At 63.0% G+C, this 22,740-nt stretch carries 16 protein-coding genes; 6 read left to right on the forward strand and 10 right to left on the reverse strand.

The genetic code is table 11. The features are described from left to right. Nucleotides 1-37: 37 nt before the first annotated feature. The 5 genes from KVG91_RS03950 to KVG91_RS03970 form a co-directional block, all read right to left on the reverse strand. Nucleotides 38-1,840, reverse strand: coding sequence for an ABC transporter ATP-binding protein (locus KVG91_RS03950; protein ID WP_169375030.1), 1,803 nt, complete (start codon nucleotides 1,838-1,840; stop codon nucleotides 38-40). Beyond that, nucleotides 1,833-2,435 carry a DsbA family protein gene (locus KVG91_RS03955; RefSeq protein ID WP_178115016.1) on the reverse strand — a complete coding sequence of 201 codons (603 nt, stop codon included), beginning with the start codon at nucleotides 2,433-2,435 and terminating at the stop codon, nucleotides 1,833-1,835. The genes KVG91_RS03950 and KVG91_RS03955 overlap by 8 nt, the downstream gene beginning before the upstream one ends. Before the next feature lie 36 nt (nucleotides 2,436-2,471). Beyond that, nucleotides 2,472-3,413: an oxygen-dependent tRNA uridine(34) hydroxylase TrhO gene (trhO, locus tag KVG91_RS03960; protein ID WP_169375032.1), complete on the reverse strand. Its 942-nt coding sequence runs from the start codon at nucleotides 3,411-3,413 to the stop codon at nucleotides 2,472-2,474. Between the two features lie 123 nt (nucleotides 3,414-3,536). Continuing rightward, on the reverse strand, nucleotides 3,537-3,830 hold the full coding sequence (locus tag KVG91_RS03965; protein ID WP_169375033.1) for a BolA family protein: 294 nt from the start codon (nucleotides 3,828-3,830) through the stop codon (nucleotides 3,537-3,539). 6 nt (nucleotides 3,831-3,836) lie between these two features. Continuing rightward, the gene (locus KVG91_RS03970) at nucleotides 3,837-4,355 is read right to left on the reverse strand and encodes a DUF2059 domain-containing protein (protein ID WP_169375034.1); all 519 of its coding nucleotides are present in this window, start codon (nucleotides 4,353-4,355) and stop codon (nucleotides 3,837-3,839) included. A 192-nt stretch (nucleotides 4,356-4,547) separates the two neighbouring features. Here KVG91_RS03970 and KVG91_RS03975 point away from each other — a divergent pair, with 192 nt between their 5' ends. Next, nucleotides 4,548-5,930 (forward strand): class II fumarate hydratase, encoded by a 1,383-nt coding sequence (locus KVG91_RS03975; RefSeq protein WP_169375035.1) that lies wholly within the window; start codon nucleotides 4,548-4,550, stop codon nucleotides 5,928-5,930. On the opposite strand, the gene KVG91_RS03980 is transcribed toward KVG91_RS03975, so the two are convergent. The 3 genes from KVG91_RS03980 to pap form a co-directional block, all read right to left on the reverse strand. Next, the gene (locus tag KVG91_RS03980) at nucleotides 5,927-6,883 is read right to left on the reverse strand and encodes a DMT family transporter (protein WP_169375036.1); all 957 of its coding nucleotides are present in this window, start codon (nucleotides 6,881-6,883) and stop codon (nucleotides 5,927-5,929) included. The genes KVG91_RS03975 and KVG91_RS03980 overlap by 4 nt on opposite strands. Before the next feature lie 175 nt (nucleotides 6,884-7,058). Then, nucleotides 7,059-8,243, reverse strand: a complete 1,185-nt coding sequence (locus KVG91_RS03985) for a thiolase family protein (RefSeq protein ID WP_169375037.1) — start codon at nucleotides 8,241-8,243, stop codon at nucleotides 7,059-7,061. 263 nt (nucleotides 8,244-8,506) lie between these two features. Continuing rightward, entirely contained in the window at nucleotides 8,507-10,012 is a 1,506-nt protein-coding gene (pap, locus tag KVG91_RS03990) for a polyphosphate:AMP phosphotransferase (protein ID WP_169375038.1), read from the reverse strand. Between the two features lie 141 nt (nucleotides 10,013-10,153). Between pap and mnmC the strand changes: the two genes are divergently transcribed. Then, nucleotides 10,154-12,142 carry a bifunctional tRNA (5-methylaminomethyl-2-thiouridine)(34)-methyltransferase MnmD/FAD-dependent 5-carboxymethylaminomethyl-2-thiouridine(34) oxidoreductase MnmC gene (gene mnmC / locus KVG91_RS03995; protein ID WP_169375039.1) on the forward strand — a complete coding sequence of 663 codons (1,989 nt, stop codon included), beginning with the start codon at nucleotides 10,154-10,156 and terminating at the stop codon, nucleotides 12,140-12,142. A gap of 32 nt (nucleotides 12,143-12,174) precedes the next feature. On the opposite strand, the gene KVG91_RS04000 is transcribed toward mnmC, so the two are convergent. Next, the gene (locus tag KVG91_RS04000) at nucleotides 12,175-17,007 is read right to left on the reverse strand and encodes an NEL-type E3 ubiquitin ligase domain-containing protein (protein ID WP_169375040.1); all 4,833 of its coding nucleotides are present in this window, start codon (nucleotides 17,005-17,007) and stop codon (nucleotides 12,175-12,177) included. Between the two features lie 309 nt (nucleotides 17,008-17,316). On the opposite strand from KVG91_RS04000, the gene KVG91_RS04005 reads away from it, so the two are divergent. The 4 genes from KVG91_RS04005 to KVG91_RS04020 all read left to right on the forward strand — a co-directional run bounded on the left by KVG91_RS04005 (nucleotide 17,317) and on the right by KVG91_RS04020 (nucleotide 22,375). Beyond that, a complete protein-coding gene (locus KVG91_RS04005; RefSeq protein WP_169375041.1) occupies nucleotides 17,317-19,089 on the forward strand; it encodes an N-acetylglutaminylglutamine amidotransferase in 1,773 nt (590 codons plus the stop codon). Between the two features lie 3 nt (nucleotides 19,090-19,092). Then, on the forward strand, nucleotides 19,093-20,838 hold the full coding sequence (gene ngg / locus KVG91_RS04010; RefSeq protein ID WP_169375042.1) for an N-acetylglutaminylglutamine synthetase: 1,746 nt from the start codon (nucleotides 19,093-19,095) through the stop codon (nucleotides 20,836-20,838). A 65-nt stretch (nucleotides 20,839-20,903) separates the two neighbouring features. Beyond that, on the forward strand, nucleotides 20,904-22,088 hold the full coding sequence (locus KVG91_RS04015; RefSeq protein ID WP_169375043.1) for an osmoprotectant NAGGN system M42 family peptidase: 1,185 nt from the start codon (nucleotides 20,904-20,906) through the stop codon (nucleotides 22,086-22,088). Between the two features lie 59 nt (nucleotides 22,089-22,147). Next, nucleotides 22,148-22,375, forward strand: coding sequence for a YheU family protein (locus tag KVG91_RS04020; RefSeq protein WP_003192759.1), 228 nt, complete (start codon nucleotides 22,148-22,150; stop codon nucleotides 22,373-22,375). A 160-nt stretch (nucleotides 22,376-22,535) separates the two neighbouring features. On the opposite strand, the gene csrA is transcribed toward KVG91_RS04020, so the two are convergent. Continuing rightward, a complete protein-coding gene (gene csrA / locus KVG91_RS04025; RefSeq protein WP_169375044.1) occupies nucleotides 22,536-22,739 on the reverse strand; it encodes a carbon storage regulator CsrA in 204 nt (67 codons plus the stop codon). Nucleotide 22,740 lies beyond the last annotated feature (1 nt).

A 22,740-nucleotide genomic window follows, 5' to 3' on the forward strand; every position in this document is an offset into this window, starting at 1 on the left:
GCGAAAATCCGCTTCCGATAGCTGAGCCTAGGCTAAATTAACGTACTTGTTGCAAGTGCCCGTAGAGCTTGGCGTACAAGCCGCCATCGGCAATCAATTGCTGATGATCGCCGTCCTCGGCAATGTGACCACCGTCGAACACTAATACTCGATCGGCCTGCTTAACCGCCGACAGGCGGTGGGCGATGATCAGTGTAGTACGCCCGCTGAGGAAGCGCGCGAGTGCCTGATGCAGGTTGTACTCGGTGGCGGCATCGAGGGCGGAGGTCGCTTCGTCGAGGATGACCACTTTCGGTTCGGCCAGCACCATGCGCGCAATCGCCAGGCGTTGACGCTGCCCACCGGAAAACCGAACCCCGGAGCGCCCCACCACACTGTCCAGGCCCATCGGCAATGCCTTGACGGTAGCATCGAGCTGGGCAATCTCCAGTGCCTGCCAGCAGGCCTGGTCACTGCGCTCGCGGCCCATGGTCAGGTTGGCGCGCACGGTATCGTTGAACAGCGCAGGGTGTTGCAGCACCACGGCGACGTTCTCGCGGATGGTCTCCAGGCCGATCGCCTGCTGGGTGGCACCGCCAAACCGGATACTGCCGGCTTGCGGCGTATAGAGCCCGAGCAACAGTTGCACCAGCGTGCTTTTGCCGCCGCCGCTGGCGCCGACGATCGCCACCTTCTCACCGGGTGCGATGGCCAGGTTCAACTGGTTCAGTACCAGGTCTTCGCCATAACCGAAATTGAGCCCGCGCACTTCGATGCCGACAGTCTCATGCCCGGTAAACGGGTCTTCACCGCCGGCGTACTGCGGTTCGTCGGCGCGGGCCAGCAGTTCGTTGATCCGCGTCAGCGCTCCACCCGCCGCGTAATAGGCGTATTGCAGGTTCAACAGTTGCTCCACCGGGCCGATCATGAACCACAGGTAGCTGAACACCGCGAGCATCTGGCCGATGGACAGGTCGGAAAACAGCACCGTGAGCATTGCCGCTGCACGAAAGATGTCAATACCAAACTGGAACAGCAGGCCACTGGCGCGGCTGGACGCGTCGGTTTTCCACTGGGAATGGATGGCGAAATCACGCACTTCCTGGGCGCGTTGGCCCAGGCGCCCGAGGAAAAACCCCTGGCGGTTGCCGGCGCGCACTTCCTGAATGGCATCCAGGGTTTCGGTCAGGGCCTGGGTGAAGCGCGAGGTGCTGTCGTTTTCCAGCTTCTTCAAGTGTTTGACGCGCTTGCCCAACTGCACCGTGGCATAGATCACCAGCGGGTTGAACAGCAGGATCAGCAAGGCCAGTTGCCAATGCATCCACACCAGGATCGCTGAGGTGCCCACCAGCGTGAGCATGGCCACCAGGAAGCGACTGAGGGTTTCGCCGACGAATTTGTCCAGGGTGTCCAGGTCAGTCACCAGGTGCGTGGTCACTATGCCGCTGCCCAGGCTTTCGTATTCGCCCAGAGAAATGCGCTTGAGCCGCTCGATCAGGCGCACGCGGATGCGGTATACGATGTCCTTGGCCAACCGCGCAAACAGCCGCGCCTGCACCACGTTGAACACCAACGCGCCGCAACGCAGGCACAGGGTTACCAGCAACATCAGGCCGATGTAACCGGCTGCCTTCTGCCAGCCCAGCGGCAGCGCATGGTTCATCACCTTGAGCGCCGCATCGCCATGGCCCAGCAGCACTTCATCCACCAGCAACGGCAGAAGCAGAGGGATGGGCACGCTGCACAGGGTCGCCAGCACGGCGACGCCATTGGCGATCCACAGGGATTTTTTGTGACGCAGGGCCAGGCGGCGAATTTCCGCCCAGGTCAGTCGGTCGGTGCGCTTGGGCTGGTCATGCACAGGTGGCTCGCTCCAGCCATCGGCCCAGCAAAGGCGACAGCTCGGACAGCGGCTGGTAACCATTGGTCAGCAAGGCCAACTGGCCATTGCGCTCGGCCAGCAGCGTCGGGAAACCGGCGATACCCAAATCCTGCACCCAGGTGAAATCCGCAGCGGTGGCGGCATGCTGCTCGGCGCGGTCGAAGGCACCGGCAAATTCGATACGCGGGATACCCGCCTGCTCGGCCAGCTCCACCAGCACACTGGCGAGGGTCACATCGCGGCCCTCGACGTAAAACGCGCGCTGGATCAGCCCCAGCAGTGTCCATGCACAATCCGGCGCCAGGCTGCGTGCCGTGACGATGGCGCGGCACGCCGGCTCCGTGTCGTACACAAAGCCCTCCGGCAATGCGCCTTCGCGCGTGAACGGCTGGCCGGTCGCATCAGTGACCGCCTGCCAGTGCTCCAGGATGTAGCGCCGAGTCGTCGGTTCCAGCGCCGCACCGCTGCCGGTGCGCAAACCGCCCACCACCAGGTGCAGTGGCACCCCGGCCGCCTGGGCCTGCTCCACCAACGCGGCGGCCACCGGGGCGAAACCCCAGCACCAGGAACACATCGGGTCCATCACATAGAGCAGGCGCGCGGACATGGCTCAGGCCTCGGAAGGGGTTTGCTTATAGTTGAAGCCGATCGGGTGCGGCATGTTGCGGGCCTTGGCCAGCTCGATCTGCTTTTGCCGGTCAATCGCACTGCGCCGGGTTTTCTCCGGCAGCTTATCCCAGCAATGCGGGCAGCTGATGCCCGCCACATAGTGCTCGGACGCGCGGTCTTCCACGCTGACCGGTGTGCGGCAGGCATGACATTGATCGTAGTCGCCTTCGCTCAAGTCGTGGCGCACCGTCACGCGGTTGTCGAACACAAAGCAGTCGCCCTGCCATTTGGTTTCTTCCTGCGGCACCTCTTCAAGGTACTTCAGGATGCCGCCCTTGAGGTGGTAGACCTCGTCGAAGCCTTCGCTGAGCATGTAGCTGGAGGCCTTCTCGCAGCGGATGCCGCCGGTGCAGAACATCGCGACTTTCTTGTGCCTGGCCGGGTCGAAGTTGGCTTTGATGTAGTCGGGAAATTCGCGAAAACTGGTGGTCTTCGGGTCGATCGCGCCCTCAAAGGTGCCGATGGACACTTCGTAGTCGTTGCGGGTGTCGATCAACAGCACTTCCGGGTCGCTGATCAGCGCGTTCCAGTCCTTGGGTTCGACGTAGGTGCCGACCTTTTTGCTCGGGTCCACGCCTTCGACGCCCAGGGTCACGATCTCTTTCTTGAGCTTGACCTTGGTGCGGTAGAACGGCTGGTCGTCGCAGTAGGATTCCTTGTGGTCGATGTCGACCATGCGCGGGTCTTTCTTCAGCCAGGCCATCAGGCCATCAATGCCCTCACGGCTGCCGGAAACGGTGCCGTTGATGCCTTCTTCGGCGATCAGCAAGGTGCCTTTGATCCCGTTGTCGACCATCGCCTGCAGCAGTGGCTCGCGCAGGGCGACGTAATCTTCGAGGGTGACGAACTTATACAGTGCCGCCACCACAATCGGTTGAGTCATGGGTGTTCTCTCCAGGTGGCTACCCTCGTAAAGGGTGAACCGGATGCAAAAAAAACGCGCCGTCTGAGCGGCGCGTTGCGGATTCTAACAAATGCCCGGTGTCAGAGACACCCGTGCCTTGAGTCAGTGCCCGCCGGCGCAGGTCGGCGAGGCCGGGGCTGCGTCGATTTTCGCCCATTCATCAGGCGTGTAGGTATGCAGCGCGAGCGCGTGGAACTCGCCCATCAGGTCACCCAGGGTGGCGTAGACCTTCTGGTGGCGCTTGACGCGGTTGAGCCCCTCGAACTGCGGGCTGACCAGCACGGCCTTGAAATGGGTTTGTAACCCACGGCTGTGCATATGGCTTTCGTCCAGCACGCTCAAGTGGCCGGAGCCCAGGGCGGCAAGCGCCGTTTCGATACGCTGTTGCATGGTCATTGCTGCTTACTTCTTCTTGGCCGGTGCGGCGGCTTTAGGTGACAGCTCGTTGGTCATGTCTTCCAACAGCTTGTTCACCACCGGCACGGCGCTTTCCAGCTTGGCCTGGGTCATCTGGGCCGATTGCTGGGTCAGTTGCGGCATTTTTTCCAGGACTTTCTTGCCCAGTGGCGACTGGTAGAAGGCAACCAGGTCCTTGAGTTCCGATTCGCTGAAGTTGGTGGTGTAGAGCTTGACCATGTCCGGCTTCAGCTTCGGCCAGCCGATGGCCTGGTCCAGGGCGGCGTTGGCCTTGGCCTGGTAGCTGTCCAGCACGGACTGCTTGGCGGCAGGCGCCTTGGTCTGTTCGAAACGCTGGGCGAACATTTGCTGCACTTGCATGTACACCGGGGTACCCAGCTTGTCGGCATGGGCCAGGGTGAGGAAGGCTTCGGCACTGGCGTTGTGGCTGGCGGTATCGGCAAAAACCTGGCCGCTGGCGCAAACCAGAGCAACCGCGGTACAGATGGCACGAAGACGAATCATCGAGTTTCCTTTCTAGCAGGCGAGGTAAGACCCCAAGGGCGCCCATTCTGCGCCTAAAAAACGCCACGGCTCAACCCCATCCCTTGTCGGCCCCGCTTTTGTGGCGGATGAATCCGATGAAAAGTCTTTTTTGGAACCCGCTGGGTCGATCAGGGCCTAAACTGCGCAAACCGACCTGAAGGAGTGTGCCCGATGAGCCGTATCGAAACCGACAGCCTGGGAGAAGTCCACGTCCCGGATGATGCTTACTGGGGCGCCCAGACCCAACGTTCGCTGGTGAATTTTGCCATCGGCGAGCAGCGCATGCCGCTGCCGGTGCTGCACGCGCTGGCCCTGATCAAGAAGGCTGCGGCACGGGTCAACGACCGCAATGGCGACCTGCCCGCCGACATCGCCCGCCTGATCGAACAGGCCGCCGACGAAGTGCTGGCCGGCCAACATGACGACCAGTTCCCGCTGGTGGTGTGGCAGACCGGCAGTGGCACCCAGAGCAACATGAACGCCAACGAAGTGATCGCCGGCCGCGCCAACGAGCTGGCCGGTAACCCGCGCGGCGGCAAGAGCCCGGTGCACCCCAACGATCACGTCAACCGTTCCCAGAGTTCCAATGACTGCTTCCCCACCGCCATGAGCATCGCCGCCGTGCAGGCGGTGCATGAGCGCCTGTTGCCGGCGATCGCGACACTGTCCGGTGGCCTGGCCGAACTGGCGGCGCGGCATATGAACCTGGTGAAAACCGGCCGCACCCATATGATGGACGCCACGCCGATTACCTTCGGCCAGGAACTCTCGGCGTTTATCGCCCAGCTCGATTACGCCGAACGTGCGATCCGCAGCGCGCTGCCCGCGGTGTGCGAGCTGGCCCAGGGCGGCACCGCCGTCGGCACCGGGCTCAACGCACCGCAGGGGTTTGGCGAAGCGATCGCCTCGGAGCTGGCGGCGCTGTCAGGCTTGCCGTTCGTCACGGCCCCGAACAAGTTCGCCGCCCTCTCCGGCCACGAGCCGCTGGTCACCCTTCACGGCGCGCTGAAAACCCTGGCCGTGGCCCTGATGAAAATCGCCAACGACCTGCGCCTGCTGGGCTCGGGCCCGCGCACCGGGTTGGCCGAGGTTAAATTGCCGGCCAACGAACCGGGCAGTTCGATCATGCCGGGCAAGGTCAACCCTACCCAGTGCGAAGCGCTGTCGATGCTGGCCTGCCAGGTGCTGGGCAATGACGTGACCATCGGCATGGCCGCCAGCCAAGGGCACTTGCAGTTGAACGTGTACAAGCCGGTGATCATCCACAACCTGCTGGAATCGATTCGTTTGCTGGCCGACGGCTGCAACAACTTTCAGGAGCATTGCGTTGCCGGCCTGGAGCCTGACGCCGAGCAAATGGCCGCACACCTGGAACGGGGCCTGATGCTGGTGACGGCGCTCAACCCGCATATCGGTTATGACAAGTCCGCCGAGATCGCCAAGAAAGCCTACGCCGAAGGCCTCACGCTGCGCGAAGCCGCCTTGCAACTGGGCTACCTGACTGACGCAGAGTTCGACCAGTGGGTTCGCCCGCAAGACATGCTCGGCGCCTAGGACGCCAAGCGTAGACGCCGAGCCTTGAGCCCGGCGAGCAACGACGGCGCCAACGCGACCATCGCCGACCCCAGCACCACGATCAGCGCCCCGAAATACCCCAGGGCGTTGATCTCTTCGGCGTGCACATAGGCGGGCCACAGCCACGCCGCCAAGGCCACCGCGACAAACGTCACCAGAGGCGTAAGCGCCAACGTCGCACTGACACGTGAGGCTTCCCAGTGGGCGAGCGCTTCGGCGAAGGCGCCATAAGCCACCAGGGTATTCATGCAGCACGCCAACAGCAGCCAGCCCTGCAACGGGCTCAGATCCAACGCCTCCAGGGGGTGGGCCCAGGGCGTGAGTAATACGGCGCAGAACAGGTAGATCACCATCATTACTTGCAGCGAATTCCATACCGTCAGCAACTGTTTCTGGCCGAGGGCGTAGAACACCCAGATCGACGTGGCCAACAAGACGGTCAGCACGCCGGCGGTGTAGGTGCCCAGTGACGTAAGCAACTCCAGCAGGCGTTGATTGAAGAACAGGCCGAACCCGACCATCAGCACCAGCAACCCAAGCACCTGCCCGCGGCTGAAACGCTCCTTGAACACAAACACACTGGCCACCATCAAAAAGATCGGCCCCATCTGCACGACCAATTGTGCGGTGCCGGGGCTGAGCATTTTCAGGCCCACCAGGTACAACACGTAATTGCCCACCAGGCCGCACACGGCCATGCCCACCAGCCAGCCGCCCTTGGGGCCCAGCACCTTGCGGCTGGGCAAGCGCCTGGTGAGCGCCAGGTAGACGAACAGGCATCCACCGGCCACCGTCAGGCGAAACCAGGTGACGGTGACCGGGTCCATCACTTGCAGGACCTGCTTGAGTTTGATCGGCAGAATGCCCCAGAGCAGCGCGGTCAGCAGGGTCAGGAGAAAACCATAGACCCAGCGGCCGGAAGAGATGTGCATGAATGCCCCAAAGTGCCAGAGGAAGTGGAACAGACATTCTAGGGGCAAGTGACCGGGTTGGGATACGACACCGTTCAAGTGTGGGGGTGAAGTCAGCCTCTGAAAGTTGTGTAGATACCCATGCCTATCGCAGGCAAGCCAGCTCCCACAGTTGATCCGGTTTCTTCAGTGGAAACTAACGCACCGCTTCGAACAGCCCCGTTGCGCCCATCCCGCCGCCCACGCACATGGTGACGATGCCATAGCGCAGGTCGCGCCGCTGCAACTCACGCACCAGGTGCCCCACCTGCCGCGAGCCGGTCATGCCGAATGGATGGCCGATGGAGATCGAGCCGCCATTGACGTTGTATTTGGCGTTATCGATTTCCAGGCGGTTACGCGCATACAGGCACTGGGACGCAAACGCCTCGTTGAGTTCCCACAGGTCAATGTCCGCCACCTGCAAGCCCTTGGCCTTGAGCAGCCTGGGCACCGAGAACACCGGGCCGATGCCCATTTCGTCCGGTTCGCAGCCGGCCACCGCAAACCCACGGAAGAACGCCTTGGGCTTCAAGCCCAGCTCCAGGGCTTTTTCAAGGCTCATCAACAGGGTCATCGACGCACCGTCGGACAACTGCGACGAGTTACCCGCCGTCACCGAGCCGTCTTCGGCGAACACCGGTTTGAGCCCGGCGAGGCTGGCCAACGTGGTGTCCGGGCGGTTGCAGTCATCGCGGTCCACCACACCTTCAAGGACCTGCACCGCACCGGTGTGCTTGTCCTCGACCTTGTACTTGACCGCCATCGGCACGATTTCATCGTCAAACAAGCCATCCGCCTGGGCCTGGGCGGTGCGCTGCTGGCTTTGCAGCGCGTAGAGGTCCTGCTCTTCACGGCTGACATTGTAGCGGCGGGCGACGATTTCGGCGGTCTGGCCCATGGGGAAATAGAGGCCCGGCACCTGCTCTTTGAGCAACGGGTTGATCAGGTTGTCGGTGTTGACGCTTTTCATGGTCAGGCTGATGGACTCGACGCCGCCCGCCACCATGATGTCGCTGCAACCCGAGGCGATCTGGTTGGCCGCCATCGCGATCGCCTGCAAGCCCGACGAGCAGAAGCGATTGAGGGTCATGCCGGCAGTCCCCGTACCCAGTTGCGACAACACGGCCACGTTGCGCCCGATGTTGTAGCCCTGGGCGCCTTCGTTGGAGGCGGCGCCGACGATGCAATCTTCCACCGTTGCCGGGTCGATGCCGTTGCGGCTGAGCAGCGCGTTGACGCAGTGGGCCGCCATGTCATCCGGGCGAGTCTGGTTGAACTTGCCGCGAAAGGACTTGGCCAGGCCGGTTCGCACGCTGTCGACGATCACTACTTCACGCATGGGCTACCTCGATCTTGTTATAGTTGGGAGAGGGATCGAGGATAGATCCAGTTCTCTTCAACCGCGACGATCATTCACCCCATCTATACAAAAGCATGGCTGCGAACTGACGTGTAGTGAGCGGGCTTGCCCCGCGCTGGGTGGCGAAGCCGCCCCAATAAAGCCACCGCGGTGCTTCAGCTGGAACCGAGTCGCCTGGGTTGGGGCGGCTTCGCCACCCAGCGCGGGGCAAGCCCGCTCACTACAAGCCTGTTCGGCAGGGATTATTTCTTTTTCTTCTTATCAGACTTGGCGAATGCCTGCTCCAGCGCCTGGTTGATCGTGCGCAGCACCTTGACCCGCGCCCAGCGTTTGTCATTGGCTTCCACCAAGGTCCAGGGCGCCACTTCGGTGCTGGTGCGGTCAACCATATCGCCAACCGCCGTGCGATAAACATCCCATTTATCGCGATTGCGCCAGTCATCCTCGGTGATCTTGAAGCGCTTGAAGGGGATTTCCTCGCGGGCCTGGAAGCGTTCCAATTGGGTCTGCTTGTCGATGGCCAGCCAGAACTTGACCACGATCACCCCCGCATCGCGCAGTTGCTCCTCGAAGTCGTTGATCTCACCGTAGGCGCGCATCCAATCGGCCGTGGTGCAAAACCCTTCAATGCGCTCCACCAGCACGCGGCCGTACCACGAACGGTCAAATACGGTGAACTTGCCCCGCGCCGGGATTTTCTGCCAGAACCGCCACAGGTAGGGCTGGGCACGCTCGTCTTCGGTGGGCGCGGCAATCGGCACGATATGGTACTGGCGCGGGTCCAGCGCAGCGGCGACGCGCCGGATCGCCCCGCCTTTACCCGCCGCATCGTTGCCTTCAAACACCGTGACCAACGCGTGCTTGCGCATACGTTTGTCGCGCATCAGGCCGGAAAAGCGGGCCTGTTCGGTAATCAACTGTTCTTCGTAATCGTCCTTGTCCAGCCGCAGCGTCATGTCGAGGCTGTCGAGCAGGCTCATCTGGTCAACCGCCGAGGGCAAGGGCGCCGGGTTCATGCCGCTGGCCTTGAGCTTGGGCAGCTTCAAGGCGTTTTGCAGGCCTTCGAGCAGGATCTTGCCCACGGTCAGCCCACGGTAATGCGCATCGACGCCCTCGATCACATGCCACGGCGCATAGTCGCGACTGGTGCGGCGCAGCACGCGTTCGCCGAAGTGCACGAAGGTGTCGTAGGTCTCCGATTGCTGCCAGTCCAGCGGGCTGATGCGCCAGCTGTGCAGGGGGTCGTCGGCCAGCGCTTTGAGCCGCGCCTTCATCTGCTTCTTGGAAAGGTGGAACCAGAACTTGAAGATCAGCGCGCCTTCATCGCAGAGCATCTTTTCCAGGCGCTCGGCGCCGGCAATGGCCTGGTCCAGGCGCGCATCCTTGATCTGCCCGTGCACACGGCCTTGCAGCATCTGGCTGTACCAGTTGCCGAAGAAAACGCCCATGCGGCCCTTGGCGGGCAGTTGGCGCCAGTAGCGCCAGGCCGGTGGCCGCGCCAGTTCTTCGTCGGTCTGCTGGTCGAAGGTGCGCACCTCGATCAGGCGCGGGTCCATCCACTCATTGAGCAGCTTGACCGTCTCGCCCTTGCCGGCGCCTTCGATGCCATTGATCAGGATGATCACCGGGAAGCGCTTCTGCTGCTGCAGTTCGTACTGCGCTTCAAGAAGCGCCTCACGCAGGGCCGGCACTTCGGCGTCGTAGGTGTCTTTGTCGATGGCGTGACCGATTTCGGCGGATTCGAACATGGGCAGCTCCGTTTCAAGATGGCTCAAGACTAGCGGATTGGGCAGCAAGGCGAGAGAGGAAATTCCATTCGCACTTGCCATGGGTCAATTCATTGCCGGTTGATCGGCTAGAATGGCCGCCTTGTCTTTACCGAGCCGCCCATGACCCCCATCACCCACGCCCAGCTCGACTGGGATGACCAAGGCCGCCCGCACTCGCGGGTGTTCGACGACGTGTATTTTTCCGATCAGTCGGGCCTTGAAGAAACCCGTTATGTGTTCCTTGAACAAAACCGTTTGCAGGCGCGCTTTACCGCTTTGCCGGCGGGCGGGCGACTGGTGATCGGCGAAACGGGGTTCGGCACCGGCTTGAATTTCCTGTGCGCCTGGCAACTGTTCCAACAGCACGCCATGCCGGGTGCGCGGCTGCATTTTGTCAGCGTGGAAAAGTACCCGCTGAGCCACGCCGACCTGCAACGCGCCCTCGCCCTCTGGCCCGAGCTGCAACCCTTTGCCGAGCAACTGCTGGCGCAGTACATCGCGATCCACCCAGGCTTCCAGCGCTTGGTGCTGGACAACGGCCGCGTGACCCTGACCCTGCTGATCGGCGATGCCCTGGAGCAATTGCCGCAACTGGACGCGCAGATCGATGCGTGGTTCCTCGACGGCTTCGCTCCGGCGAAAAACCCCGACATGTGGAGCGCCGAACTGTTTGCCGAACTGGCGCGCCTGGCGGCCCCCGGCTCGACCATCAGCACCTTTACCAGCACCGGCTGGGTGCGGCGGCTGATCAACGCGGCCGGGTTCAAGATGAAGCGCACGCCAGGGATCGGCCACAAGTGGGAGATCCTGCGCGGCGAGTTTCTCGACTGGCCCGAGGACACACCGCGTCCCGCGCCCGCCAAGCCCTGGTTCGCGCGCCCGCCGGCCCTCGACGGCGAGCGCCATGCACTGGTCATCGGTGGCGGCCTGGCGGGTTGCGCCACCGCCGCCAGCCTCGCGGCCCGGGGCTGGCGCGTCAGCCTGCTGGAACGTCACGCGGCCCTGGCGCAGGAAGCGTCGGGCAACCCGCAAGGCGTGCTTTATCTCAAGCTTTCCGCCCATGGCACGGCCTTGTCCCAGCTGGTTCTCAGCGGCTTCGGCCACACGCGGCGCCTGCTGGAGCATTTGCACCGGGGTGTCGACTGGGACGGCTGCGGCGTGCTGCAACTGGCGTTTGACGCCAAGGAAGCCGAGCGCCAGGCACAATTGGCCCAAGCGTTCGCGCCGCAACTGCTGCACCTGCTCGACTGCGATGAGGCTCAACAACGCGCGGGCATCGGGCTGGCCCAGGGCGGCCTGTTTTTTCCTGAAGGCGGCTGGGTGCACCCGCCCGCGCTGTGCGCCTGGCAGGCTGCCCACCCGCTGATCGAGGTGCTGACCCATCACAATGCGCTGCAGTTGCATCGCACCGACCACCAATGGCAGGCGCGCGACGGCGACAACGTGCTGGCCAGCGCCTCGGTGGTGGTGCTCGCCGGCGCCGCCGAGATCAAGGGTTTCCCGTTCAGCGCCGAGTTGCCCCTCAAGCGGATTCGCGGGCAAATCACCCGACTGCCGCAAACGCCCGCCAGCCAGGCGTTGGCCACCGTCGTTTGCGCCGAGGGCTACGTCGCCCCGGCGCGCCTGGGCGAACACACCCTGGGTGCGAGCTTTAATTTCAGCAGCGACGACCTGGTGCCCAGCGTCGCCGAACATGTCGGCAACTTGCAGATGCTGCGGGATATCTCCGAGGATTTGACCCAGCGCCTGGCCACCGACCAACTGCCGCCCGAGCAGTTGCAAGGCCGCGCCGCCTTTCGCTGTACCAGCCCGGATTACCTGCCCATCGTCGGACCGCTGGCCGAGAGCGAGGCGTTCCAGCGCGCCTACGCCGCGTTGAGCAAGGATGCCCGACACGTCCCTGACGCGCCCTGCCCCTGGCTGGAAGGGCTGTACATCAACAGCGGCCACGGCTCGCGCGGGCTGATCACCGCGCCGTTGTGCGCTGAGCTGATCGCCGCCTGGCTCGACAACGAACCCTTGCCCCTGCCCTCCCGCGTGGCCGAAGCCTGCCACCCTAACCGCTTCGCCGTGCGCGGCCTGATCCGGGGCAAGCCGGGCAAAGCCTGATCAACCAGGCTGTATTAGAGGCCCACGAATGATCAGGGAACGATGCTGGCGCACAACTGCAAGTCATCCAGCCGGATGCACTCCTCGGTCAGGCGCTGGAGCTCGGCCTTTTGCAGCAACTGTTGCTCGGCGAGAATATCGTTGGCACGCGCAAAGTAGGTCGCGTCATCCAGGGTCAGGCGCTGCTCGAAGACCTCGAGCATGCGCTGTTCTAGAGGGCCGTTCACGGCTTCGAAACGCCTCGCAAACGTGCGCTGCAGGTAGTCCTTCCAGAACGGCAAGTCCAGCATGAATGTCATCAATTCCGGGGACAGCTCGGCAGTCTTGACCTCGCCCTCGGCGCTGTCCAGGGCCGCTTGCGTTACCCCGCCCAGGCGGGCAAAGCGCATGTGCTGCGGCTGACCGGGCAAGTAGAAGCGGTCCACCAGCCCGGTTCGATAAGCCAGGCTGACCTCCAGCGGATCGCTCGCCGGATGCTCACTGCTGTGCTGGCGGGCAATACGCTCAAGGCGATCGAGGCGAAACAAGCCTCTTGCCAGCTTCAACAAAGGCCGCGCGGTGATGCGCCCATTGGCCAATAAACGCCTGGCCTCGCCGATTTCAGTCACTATCTCCAGGTTGCTGAAATTGACGGCCGCGGCGTCGTCACAGTTCAGTGGCGTGGCCGCCCGATCAAAAAGTTCTTCGCGCAGTTCGGCATCGCCCGCCGCCGCGTCCAACACGCGCCAGATTCGCCGCTGTAGATCTTCGCGCACCTGTTGGGCGTCGGCAGTTCCGCCCATCTCTGCAAGCAGCCTGAACAGGCCGTCAGAACCCGGCGCGTTTTTCAGCCCGGTCCACACCAAATCCTTCTCGGCAAAATCGACCATGCGCTCATCGACCATCCACAGTTCACGGGCTTTCTGCTCGTTGATCCGACCGATGTCATCGTGAACGAAGCCCAACCCCAGGCCGGTGCGTCGGCGCAGGCTGCGCAACCCTGCCTCGCTGGTGGCCGACAACGGGTTGTGCCGCAGGTTGAACGCCTGAGCCACGCTGCGGGGCAGGCTGGGCAACCAGTCAGGCAATGTGCTGATGTTGTTCTGGCGCAGGTCAACATGTTCCAGGTACGGCAAGCGCTGCACCCCGGCGGGAAACTCCTTGAGCTGGCAATCACGCAGGATCAGGGCGCGCAGGTCGAACAGATGGCCGACATCCGGCGCATTCAGCAGCGGGTTGCCGGCCATGCTCAGGGTTTTCAACCCGCGCAGATCGGCGAGTTTCTTGCGCGTGTGCTCGGTCAGCAACAGTCGATTGCCGGCCAGGTACAGGTGCTCGAGCTCAGGCATCAATGACAGCGCTTCGGGCAAGCGTGAGAGCTGGTTACCGTTGAGTTCGAGGGTGCGCAGCCCCTTGAAGTGCTTGAGAAAATAAGCCACATCGTCGTTCAGCCCCATGTCGCGCAAAGACAAGTGCTGCACCTGGTCAAAGCGCACGTCGGGCGGCAGCGCAGGCAACGCGCCGAGGATGATGCCATCCAGTACCAGCCCAGGCACCTCCTTGAGCTGCTGGTCCTTACACATGGACAGCCCGCGCCAGCTGCGCTCGATGGCCCGCATCGCCTGATGGCGGCTTAAACGGTAATCCCACAAGGGCCCGTCCTGGTCACGGTGCCCGGAGGTATCGCTGCGCCAGCGCTTGAGCGCCTGGTGCAGCCTCTGGAACTGCTGCTCCAGGGCCTCGATGGCCTTGGCCCGGCTCAGGTGATCGTCACCGCTGTTACGCAGCAGGTCCGCCACCTGATATTCAGTCAGTGCGGGGTAGAGTTTTTTGACTTTGCGCACCAGCGCTGGGGCGAACTCGGCTGGCGGGCGTACCTGGGCGAGTGCACAGGCGTCAGGCAGCTCCTCAGGCACGGGGCGCTCGGGCCACAAGTAGCGCGGCAAGCGCTGGCGCTCGTCACGGGCCTTGAGACTCAACCGATAGCGCAGCTGCTCGGCGGGTGTTTCACCCTGCAGCTTCATGGCTCGGCGTTGCGCGGCGGACAAGCTGTCCAGGATGGCCTGGTACAAGCCCAACGGCCCGTCCACCCAGGTATCGAGGTCTTGACCCTGCTCGTCAAAGGCTTGAAAACCGTGGTTGCTACGCACAACGGTGCGACGTACCGAAGCGGTGGCCGGACCGGTCTGCTCCAGCACTTCGCCGTCCAGGCTGGCCTCGCGCACTTGTAGCAACAGGTCCCTGGGCCAGCCTTGCAACCGTTCAAGCATGCCGACCGCCACTCGATGGGTGGCAGCGTCAGCCAGGAACGGCCAATGCAGGCCCATCAGGGCTTGATCCATAGCCATCACGTCAAGGGCTTCGCGCGTGCGCTGGGCGAGCATCAGCGGCACCCGGCCGGTGCTGCGCAAATAACGGCGCTGCGCCGTGGAGGCGCCGGCCAACAGTTCCCAGGCAACCCGATTGGACAAGCCGTCAAATCCGGCGCACAACGGCGCAAGTTCGCCAAGAGCAGCGCCGTTAAGGCGCGCGTACAACTGGCGCGAAAGTTCGCGATGGTTGCGCCTGACCGCCGTGAGCAGCCGGCGCATCAGCAAGGGTTGCGCCTGCTCAAGCTCAACCGCTTCGCCGAGCAAGGTCTCGCGCTGCTCAACGCTCAGGGCCTCCAGCAGCGTAGACATCACTTGCCCGCTGTAGAGCTGCTGCTCGGTGATGTGGATGCTCTGGTCCGAAAAATCAAACGGCGACAGGTCGGGATAGCTTTCCAACCGATTGCCATGGCTGTCGAGCAGTTCAAAGAAACGTCCAGGCGGCCACCCTTCCACCAGGGGCAAGGCCAGCATCTGCGTACGCCCGGTACGGGCGGCGGGGGTTTCGCCACTCTCCAGGGCGCTGCAAAGCGCTTCCACCTCAAGATGCTGACGATAACGCGCCACGCTGTCATGAAAGCGCTCGGGCAACGGCTCGTGCGCTTGCGCCAGACGCTGCAGACCGCCGACTTCAAGCTCAGTGATCGCCGCCAGGCTATCCAGGGCTTCGGTGGGCAGATCACTCAGTTGGGGGTCGATGCGCAGCAGGTTGTAGCGTGCCTCCTGCCATTGCGCGGGCCGTTCGAACAGATGCTGCCAGCCGCCTTGAAAATTGTGCCGCACGGGCGGGCGATAGGCGCCCGGCCGCGTGGGATGGTTGATCCGCCATTCGCCAACGGCGGGGTCGTAGTCAACGTGGTAAACCTCGCCGTCGAGCTTCACATACGACTTGCCCTGCGCCTGATGCACGCCACGGCCATCTGCCAGCCAGGGTTGTGGCATTTCGCCAAGCTGACGATAAGACGACAGACGCGGGCGCCATAAGCGGGGCTGGTGATCGTGTCGCGTAACCGCCTCAACCTGTTCGAAAAACGGCGCCGACGTGGCGACCGGCCGTATGATCGATCCGACTACGTGTCCTCCCGCAGTGAACAGGAGCATGCTGCCGATGCCTTGCGCCACGTTGATCAAGTGCTCCAGCGCTTGGGCATGGTCGTGGTGGTTCCAGTCCTCCACCCCCTCGAATACCTCGCCAAGCAATTGCCCCACGGCCACGCCCATCATCAATTGGCCCAGCACCGGCACCACGAACGCCGCGAGGTTGAGCACATCCAGGCCCACGTTCAAATAGTCCAGCAGACGTTGCTGGCGCGCCTCTTCGTCAACCTCCGCCACCGGCACGGCCAGTACCTGCGAATCCAGCTGGATCTTGCCGATGCAAGCCCGGAAGAAGAAATCACTGAAGTTACTGGTGACCGACGAAGGCGTGACGTCCCCCAGGCTGTGGTCCTGATCAAAACGCCGGAAAAAATCCAGACGCTGTGCTTCGCTCAGGTAAGCCTTGAAGAACTTCCGGTAGGGTCGCACCTGCAGTTTCAACGCCAGGTATTGCTTGAAGTCGTCCAGCGACGGGTACTCATACCAGGGCCGCACGGGCTCGTTGGGCAGGTACACCGTGACCGCGCCGCTCGGCAGTTTGCCAGGTTCGGCATCGCCAAACAGCAGCACGCTCCATAGGCACGCACCGTCGATATTCAGGCCTTGCCAGATCAGCCGCTCTCCCAGGGGCGCCGACTCAACAGGACCCGCCGGCAGATCGGCCTTGATCAGCTTGAGCAGCCGGGCATGGGTCGCTTCACTGATGTGGCCCCTGGCCAAGGCGATGTGCAGATCCACCTGCATATCGCTGGCCTTGCCCTGCCCAACGGCGAGTGCGGCCTGGTTATAGCTCAGGCTCACGGGCGTCTCGCCGGGCGCCGGCAACTCGAACACATCTCGAATGTGCGCCTGGTAGGCACCGCCCAGGTCGAGCGCCCGACAATGCTGGACGAATTGCGCGGCGGTTAACCCGGCAATCACTTGCTCCTCTTGCGCCGTTCGTAATACCGAGCCTTGCGGCAGGCCATCTGCCTGTGCTTCGGCCGCGGAAAAATTCTGCATGGCCGCCCTGACCAGACTGCGCCGTTCAAGGGCAGCGGTCTCGATCAGCAGACCGGTGATGCTCGGCGCGAAATTCAGGGGTTCGCGCCTGGGTATTTCCAGATAGTCGCGCTCAACGTCGAGGGTGGTATGGCCATGGGCCGCGAGGCAGGTTTTGAGTTGCTCGACGCAGAATTTATCCAGCGGCTGCAGGCGACTCAAGCGCTCTCGAAGGTTCTCGCGCACCTGTGCGCTGTCGGCATGGGCCTGCTGCAGATCACTCAAAAGCTGCGGCCTGGCGCGGACCAGCCAATGCGGCAATGTAGCGTGCAAGACCTTGACCTTGTCGAGATCGCCCGTCATGTCCAGCAACGCAGCGTCCAGTTGGGCCTCGGCCATGGGGGTGACGAGGTCATATAAATCACGTTTTTCCGTCATCGCAGCAATCCTTATTTGCAGTCAGTGATGACTGGCTACGATAGGCCTGCGCGGTACTAAAACAGATTCAAATAGCCGCTTGAATCAGGTCCCGATACCCGCACATTTTGCCGCTGAAAAATACAGGCTTACCGCCGTTTCGCTGCACGCCACGCCGCCTCGACAGCCGCGCAACACGGCAAATGGCTATGCGCCTTATAACTTATCGATCTAAAACTCCACGAATTGGCGCGGGTCAGTTTCTGGGTACGCGCCCTTTTGGCGCATTAAGTCATGACCCTCCCCAACGGAAAAACCGGTAAGGAATTTATGTGCGGATTAGCTGGAGAATTACGTTTCGATGCCCAACCTGCCGACCTGGCGGCCATTGAGCGCATCACCCATCACCTGGCGCCCCGAGGTCCCGACGCCTGGGGTTTCCATGCCCAAGGGCCGATTGCCCTGGGCCACCGACGCCTGAAAATCATGGACCTGTCGGATGGCTCGGCCCAGCCGATGATCGATGCGCAGCTGGGCCTCTCCCTGGCCTTCAACGGCGCGATCTACAACTTCCCGGAGTTGCGCCAAGAACTGGAAGCCCTCGGCTACGCCTTTTATTCCGGCGGTGACACCGAAGTGTTGCTCAAGGGTTATCACGCCTGGGGCGAAGCGCTGTTGCCCAAGCTCAACGGCATGTTTGCCTTCGCCATCTGGGAGCGCGACGCCCAGCGCCTGTTCATCGCGCGTGACCGTCTGGGCGTGAAACCGCTGTACCTGTCGCGCACCGCCCAGCGTTTGCGCTTCGCCTCGGCGCTGCCGGCGCTGCTCAAAGGCGGCGACATCAACCCGATCCTCGACCCGGTGGCGCTCAACCACTACCTGAACTTCCACGCCGTGGTGCCTGCGCCGCGCACGTTGCTCGCTGGCATCGAAAAACTGCCGCCGGCGAGCTGGATGCGCATCGAAGCCAACGGCACGACCGAACAGAAAACCTGGTGGACCCTGCCTTACGGTCCCCATGAAGATGAAAAAAACCTGAACCTGGAAGACTGGACCGACCGCGTCCTCGACAGCACCCGCGAAGCCGTGGCCATCCGCCAACGCGCCGCCGTGGACGTCGGTGTGTTGCTCTCCGGCGGTGTCGATTCGAGCATGCTCGTCGGCCTGCTGCGCGAAGTCGGCGTGCAGGATCTGTCGACCTTTTCCATCGGCTTCGAAGACGCCGGCGGCGAACGTGGCGATGAGTTCCAGTATTCCGACCTGATCGCCAAGCACTACGGCACCCGCCACCATCAACTGCGTATCGCCGAGAGCGAGATCATCGAGCAACTGCCGGCGGCGTTCCGCGCCATGAGCGAGCCGATGGTCAGCCACGACTGCATCGCCTTCTACTTGCTGTCGCGGGAAGTGGCCAAGCATTGCAAGGTGGTACAGAGCGGCCAGGGCGCCGACGAACTGTTCGCCGGCTACCATTGGTACCCGCAGGTGGACGGCGCAAGCGATCCGTACGCCGCCTACCGCGACGCGTTCTTCGACCGCAGCTATGAAGATTACGCCGCCACCGTCGCGCCGAAATGGCTGACGGCCAATGACGCCGCCGGTGACTTCGTGCGCGAGCATTTCGCCATGCCTGGCGCGGATGCCGCGGTGGACAAGGCCTTGCGCCTGGACAGTACGGTGATGCTGGTGGATGACCCGGTCAAACGCGTGGACAACATGACCATGGCCTGGGGCCTGGAAGCGCGCACACCGTTTCTGGACTACCGCCTGGTGGAGCTGTCGGCCCGTGTACCGGGCAAGTTCAAGCTGCCCGACGGTGGCAAGCAGGTACTTAAGGAAGCCGCGCGCCGGGTGATTCCAAGCGAAGTCATCGACCGCAAGAAAGGTTATTTTCCGGTGCCAGGCCTCAAGCATTTGCAGGGCGAAACCTTGAATTGGGTACGAGAGCTGTTGCTGGACCCGAGCCAGGATCGCGGCTTGTTCAACGCCAGCGCCCTTGACCGCCTGCTCACCGACCCACACGGCCAGCTGACCCCATTGCGCGGCTCCAAGCTCTGGCAGTTGGCAGCGCTGAACCTGTGGCTCAGCGAACAAGGAATCTGATTGATGAAACCCCATTCAGCGGCTTACAGCCAACGCTTGCTCAAGGGTCAGGCGCCCACTTACGAACGCTTGCAAGCGCGACTGGCCGAAGATGGCAGCCCATTGGCCGCCGAGCCGATTGCGGTGCATTGCGGCTGGGGCCGCTTGTTGATCGGCCATACCTTTCCCGAGCCCGCGAGCCTGGCCCAGGAGCTGCTCAACGAGCGCCCCGGCGAGCGCGATATCGCCCTGTATGTGGCGGCGCCCCAGCAGATCCTCGGGATCGATCCGCAGCAGTTGTTCCTCGACCCTTCCGATACCTTGCGCCTGTGGTTCAGCGACTATCGCCCGGCAACCCGGGTGTTTCGCGGGTTCCGTATTCGCCGCGTACAGTCCCAGGCCGACTGGGCGGCGGTCAACCGCCTTTATCAAGGACGCGGCATGTTGCCGGTTGACGCCGAACGCCTCACGCCCCGGCATCAGGGTGGCCCGGTGTATTGGCTGGCCGAAGATGAAGACAGCGGGGCGGTGATTGGCAGCGTGATGGGCCTGAACCACCAAAAGGCCTTTCACGACCCGGAACACGGTTGCAGCCTGTGGTGCCTGGCGGTCGACCCGCAGTGCACCCGCCCCGGCGTGGGCGAAGTGCTGGTGCGCCATCTGGTGGAACACTTCATGAGCCGTGGCCTGAGCTACCTCGACTTGTCGGTGCTGCACAATAACCGCCAGGCCAAGAACCTCTACGCCAAGCTGGGCTTTCGCGCACTGACCACCTTTGCGATCAAACGCAAGAATGGCATCAACCAGCCGCTGTTCCTCGGGCCCGGGCCCCAAGAGGGGCTCAACCCGTATGCGCGGATCATTGTCGAAGAAGCCCATCGACGCGGGATTGACGTGCACGTGGACGACGCCGACGCGGGCCTGTTCACCCTCAGCCATGGCGGGCGCCGCGTGCGCTGCCGTGAATCCTTGAGCGACCTGACCAGCGCCATCAGCATGACCCTGTGCCAGGACAAGAGCCTGACCCATAAGGTATTGAAAGCGGCCGGTTTGAAACTGCCGTCGCAGCAACTGGCGGGCAGCCCTGATGACAACCTGGAGTTTCTTGACGAGCACCAGCGCATCGTGGTCAAGCCGCTGGATGGCGAACAGGGCCAGGGCGTCGCGGTGGATTTGCAGAGCATCGAAGAGGTGCAGCAGGCGATTGAAGTGGCGCGGCGGTTCGACAGCCGGGTGCTGCTGGAAAGCTTTCACGAGGGCCTGGACCTGCGCATCCTGGTGATCGGCTTCGAAGTGGTCGCGGCGGCGATTCGCCGCCCTGCTGAAGTGACGGGTGACGGTCAGCATTCCATCGGTGCCTTGATCGAAGCCCAGAGCCGCCGGCGCCAGGCTGCCACTGACGGTGAGAGCAAAATCCCCCTGGATGGCGAGACCGAACGCACCTTGAAAGCCGCCGGTTACGACTACAGCAGCATCCTCCCGCGTGGGAAGACCCTGGCCGTGCGCCGCACCGCCAACCTGCACACCGGCGGTTGCCTTGAGGACGTCACCGCGATCCTGCACCCCACGCTGGTGGACGCCGCCGTGCGCGCGGCCCGCGCTCTGGACATCCCCATGGTGGGCCTGGACCTGCTGGTGCCTGCCGCCGACCAACCCGAGTACGTGTTCATCGAAGCCAACGAACGGGCCGGCCTGGCCAACCACGAACCGCAACCCACTGCGGAGCGGTTTGTGGATTTGTTGTTTCCCCACAGTCAACCGACGGCTTGAGAAATAGGCTGCCCGCGATGGGGCCCTTGAGGGCGCCATATCCTTACAAGCAATCAGGAGTCTTTATGAGCCGAACCATCCCCGAACCAGACCTTAATTACCTGCAAAAAGTACTGCTGGAAATGCTCGCCATTCCCAGCCCCACCGGGTTTACCGACACCATCGTGCGCTACGTCGCCGAGCGCCTGGAAGAGCTGGGCATTCCCTTTGAAATGACCCGGCGCGGCACCATTCGCGCCACCCTCAAGGGCCAGAAAAACAGCCCCGACCGTGCGGTGTCCGCGCACTTGGACACCATCGGTGCCGCCGTGCGGGCGATCAAGGACAACGGTCGCCTGACCCTCGCGCCGGTGGGCTGCTGGTCGAGCCGGTTTGCCGAGGGCAGCCGCGTCAGCCTGTTCACCGATAACGGGGTAATCCGTGGCAGCGTGTTGCCGCTGATGGCCTCCGGGCATGCGTTCAACACCGCCGTGGATGAAATGCCGGTGAGTTGGGACCATGTGGAGCTGCGCCTGGACGCGTATTGCGCGACCCGCGCCGATTGCGATTCCCTGGGGATCGGCATCGGTGACTATGTGGCGTTCGACCCGCTGCCGGAGTTCACCGAGAGCGGGCACATCAGCGCGCGTCATCTGGACGACAAAGCCGGCGTCGCCGCCCTGCTCGCCGCGCTCAAGGCCATTATCGACAGCGGCGAACCCTTGCTGATCGACTGCCACCCGCTGTTCACCATCACCGAGGAAACCGGCAGTGGCGCAGCGGGCGCCCTGCCCTGGGACGTCAGTGAGTTTGTCGGCATCGATATCGCGCCGGTCGCCCCGGGCCAGCATTCCAGCGAGCACGCGGTGAGCGTGGCGATGCAGGATTCCGGCGGGCCGTATGACTATCATTTATCGCGGCATTTGCTGCGCCTGGCGGCGGATAACGAATTGCCGGTACGCCGCGACATGTTCCGCTACTACTTCAGTGACGCCCATTCGGCCGTCACCGCCGGCCACGATATCCGCACCGCCCTGCTGGCGTTCGGGTGCGACGCAACCCATGGCTACGAGCGCACGCACATCGACAGCCTGGCGGCGCTGAGCCGCCTGTTGGGCGCCTACATCCTCAGCCCGCCCGTGTTCGCCAGCGATGCGCAACCTGCGCAGGGTTCCCTGGATCGGTTCAGTCATCAGATCGAACATGAGACGCAGATGGAAAGCGACACGCGGGTACCGTCGGTGGACAGCCTGGTCGGTAACAAGTCCTGATACTGGCAACTGCGGTCCCGGCGCAGTAGCATCGCCGGGATCCATCACCCGAGGCTTGTATGCTGATTCCCTACGACGCACTTGAAGTCGACACCCTGACCCGCCTCATCGAAGACTTCGTGACCCGTGACGGTACCGACAATGGCGACGACACGCCCCTGGAGACCCGCGTGCTGCGCGTGCGCCAGGCGCTGACCAAAGGCCAGGCGCTGATCGTGTTCGACCCGGAAAGCGAGCAATGCCAGTTGATGCTCAAGCACGACGTACCCAAGCATCTGTTCGATTGAGGGGGATTCTTTAACTTGTAGTGAGCGGGCTTGTCGAATCGTCGCACCGCCCGCGCTGGGTGCAAAGCCGCCCCAATCGGACCGCCGCGGTGTGTCAGGTAAAAATCGGGGCGCCTGGTTTTGGGGCGGCTTCGCCACCCAGCGCGGGCAAGCCCGCTCACTACAGAGATTCGTGTGGATCTGCGTGGAGCTCTGCGGCTTGGCGTTTGAGGATTTTGTGGTACACCTCCGCACGATGAACCTGCACCTCGGCCGGCGCTTCAACGCCGATTTTCACCTGGGTACCGTTCAATTCGAGAATGTGCACGGCGATGTCATCACCGATGGCGATGGCTTCGCCTACAGTGCGGCTTAAGACCAGCATG

The organism is Pseudomonas azadiae, assembly GCF_019145355.1.
Classification (GTDB): Bacteria; Pseudomonadota; Gammaproteobacteria; order Pseudomonadales; family Pseudomonadaceae; genus Aquipseudomonas; species Aquipseudomonas azadiae.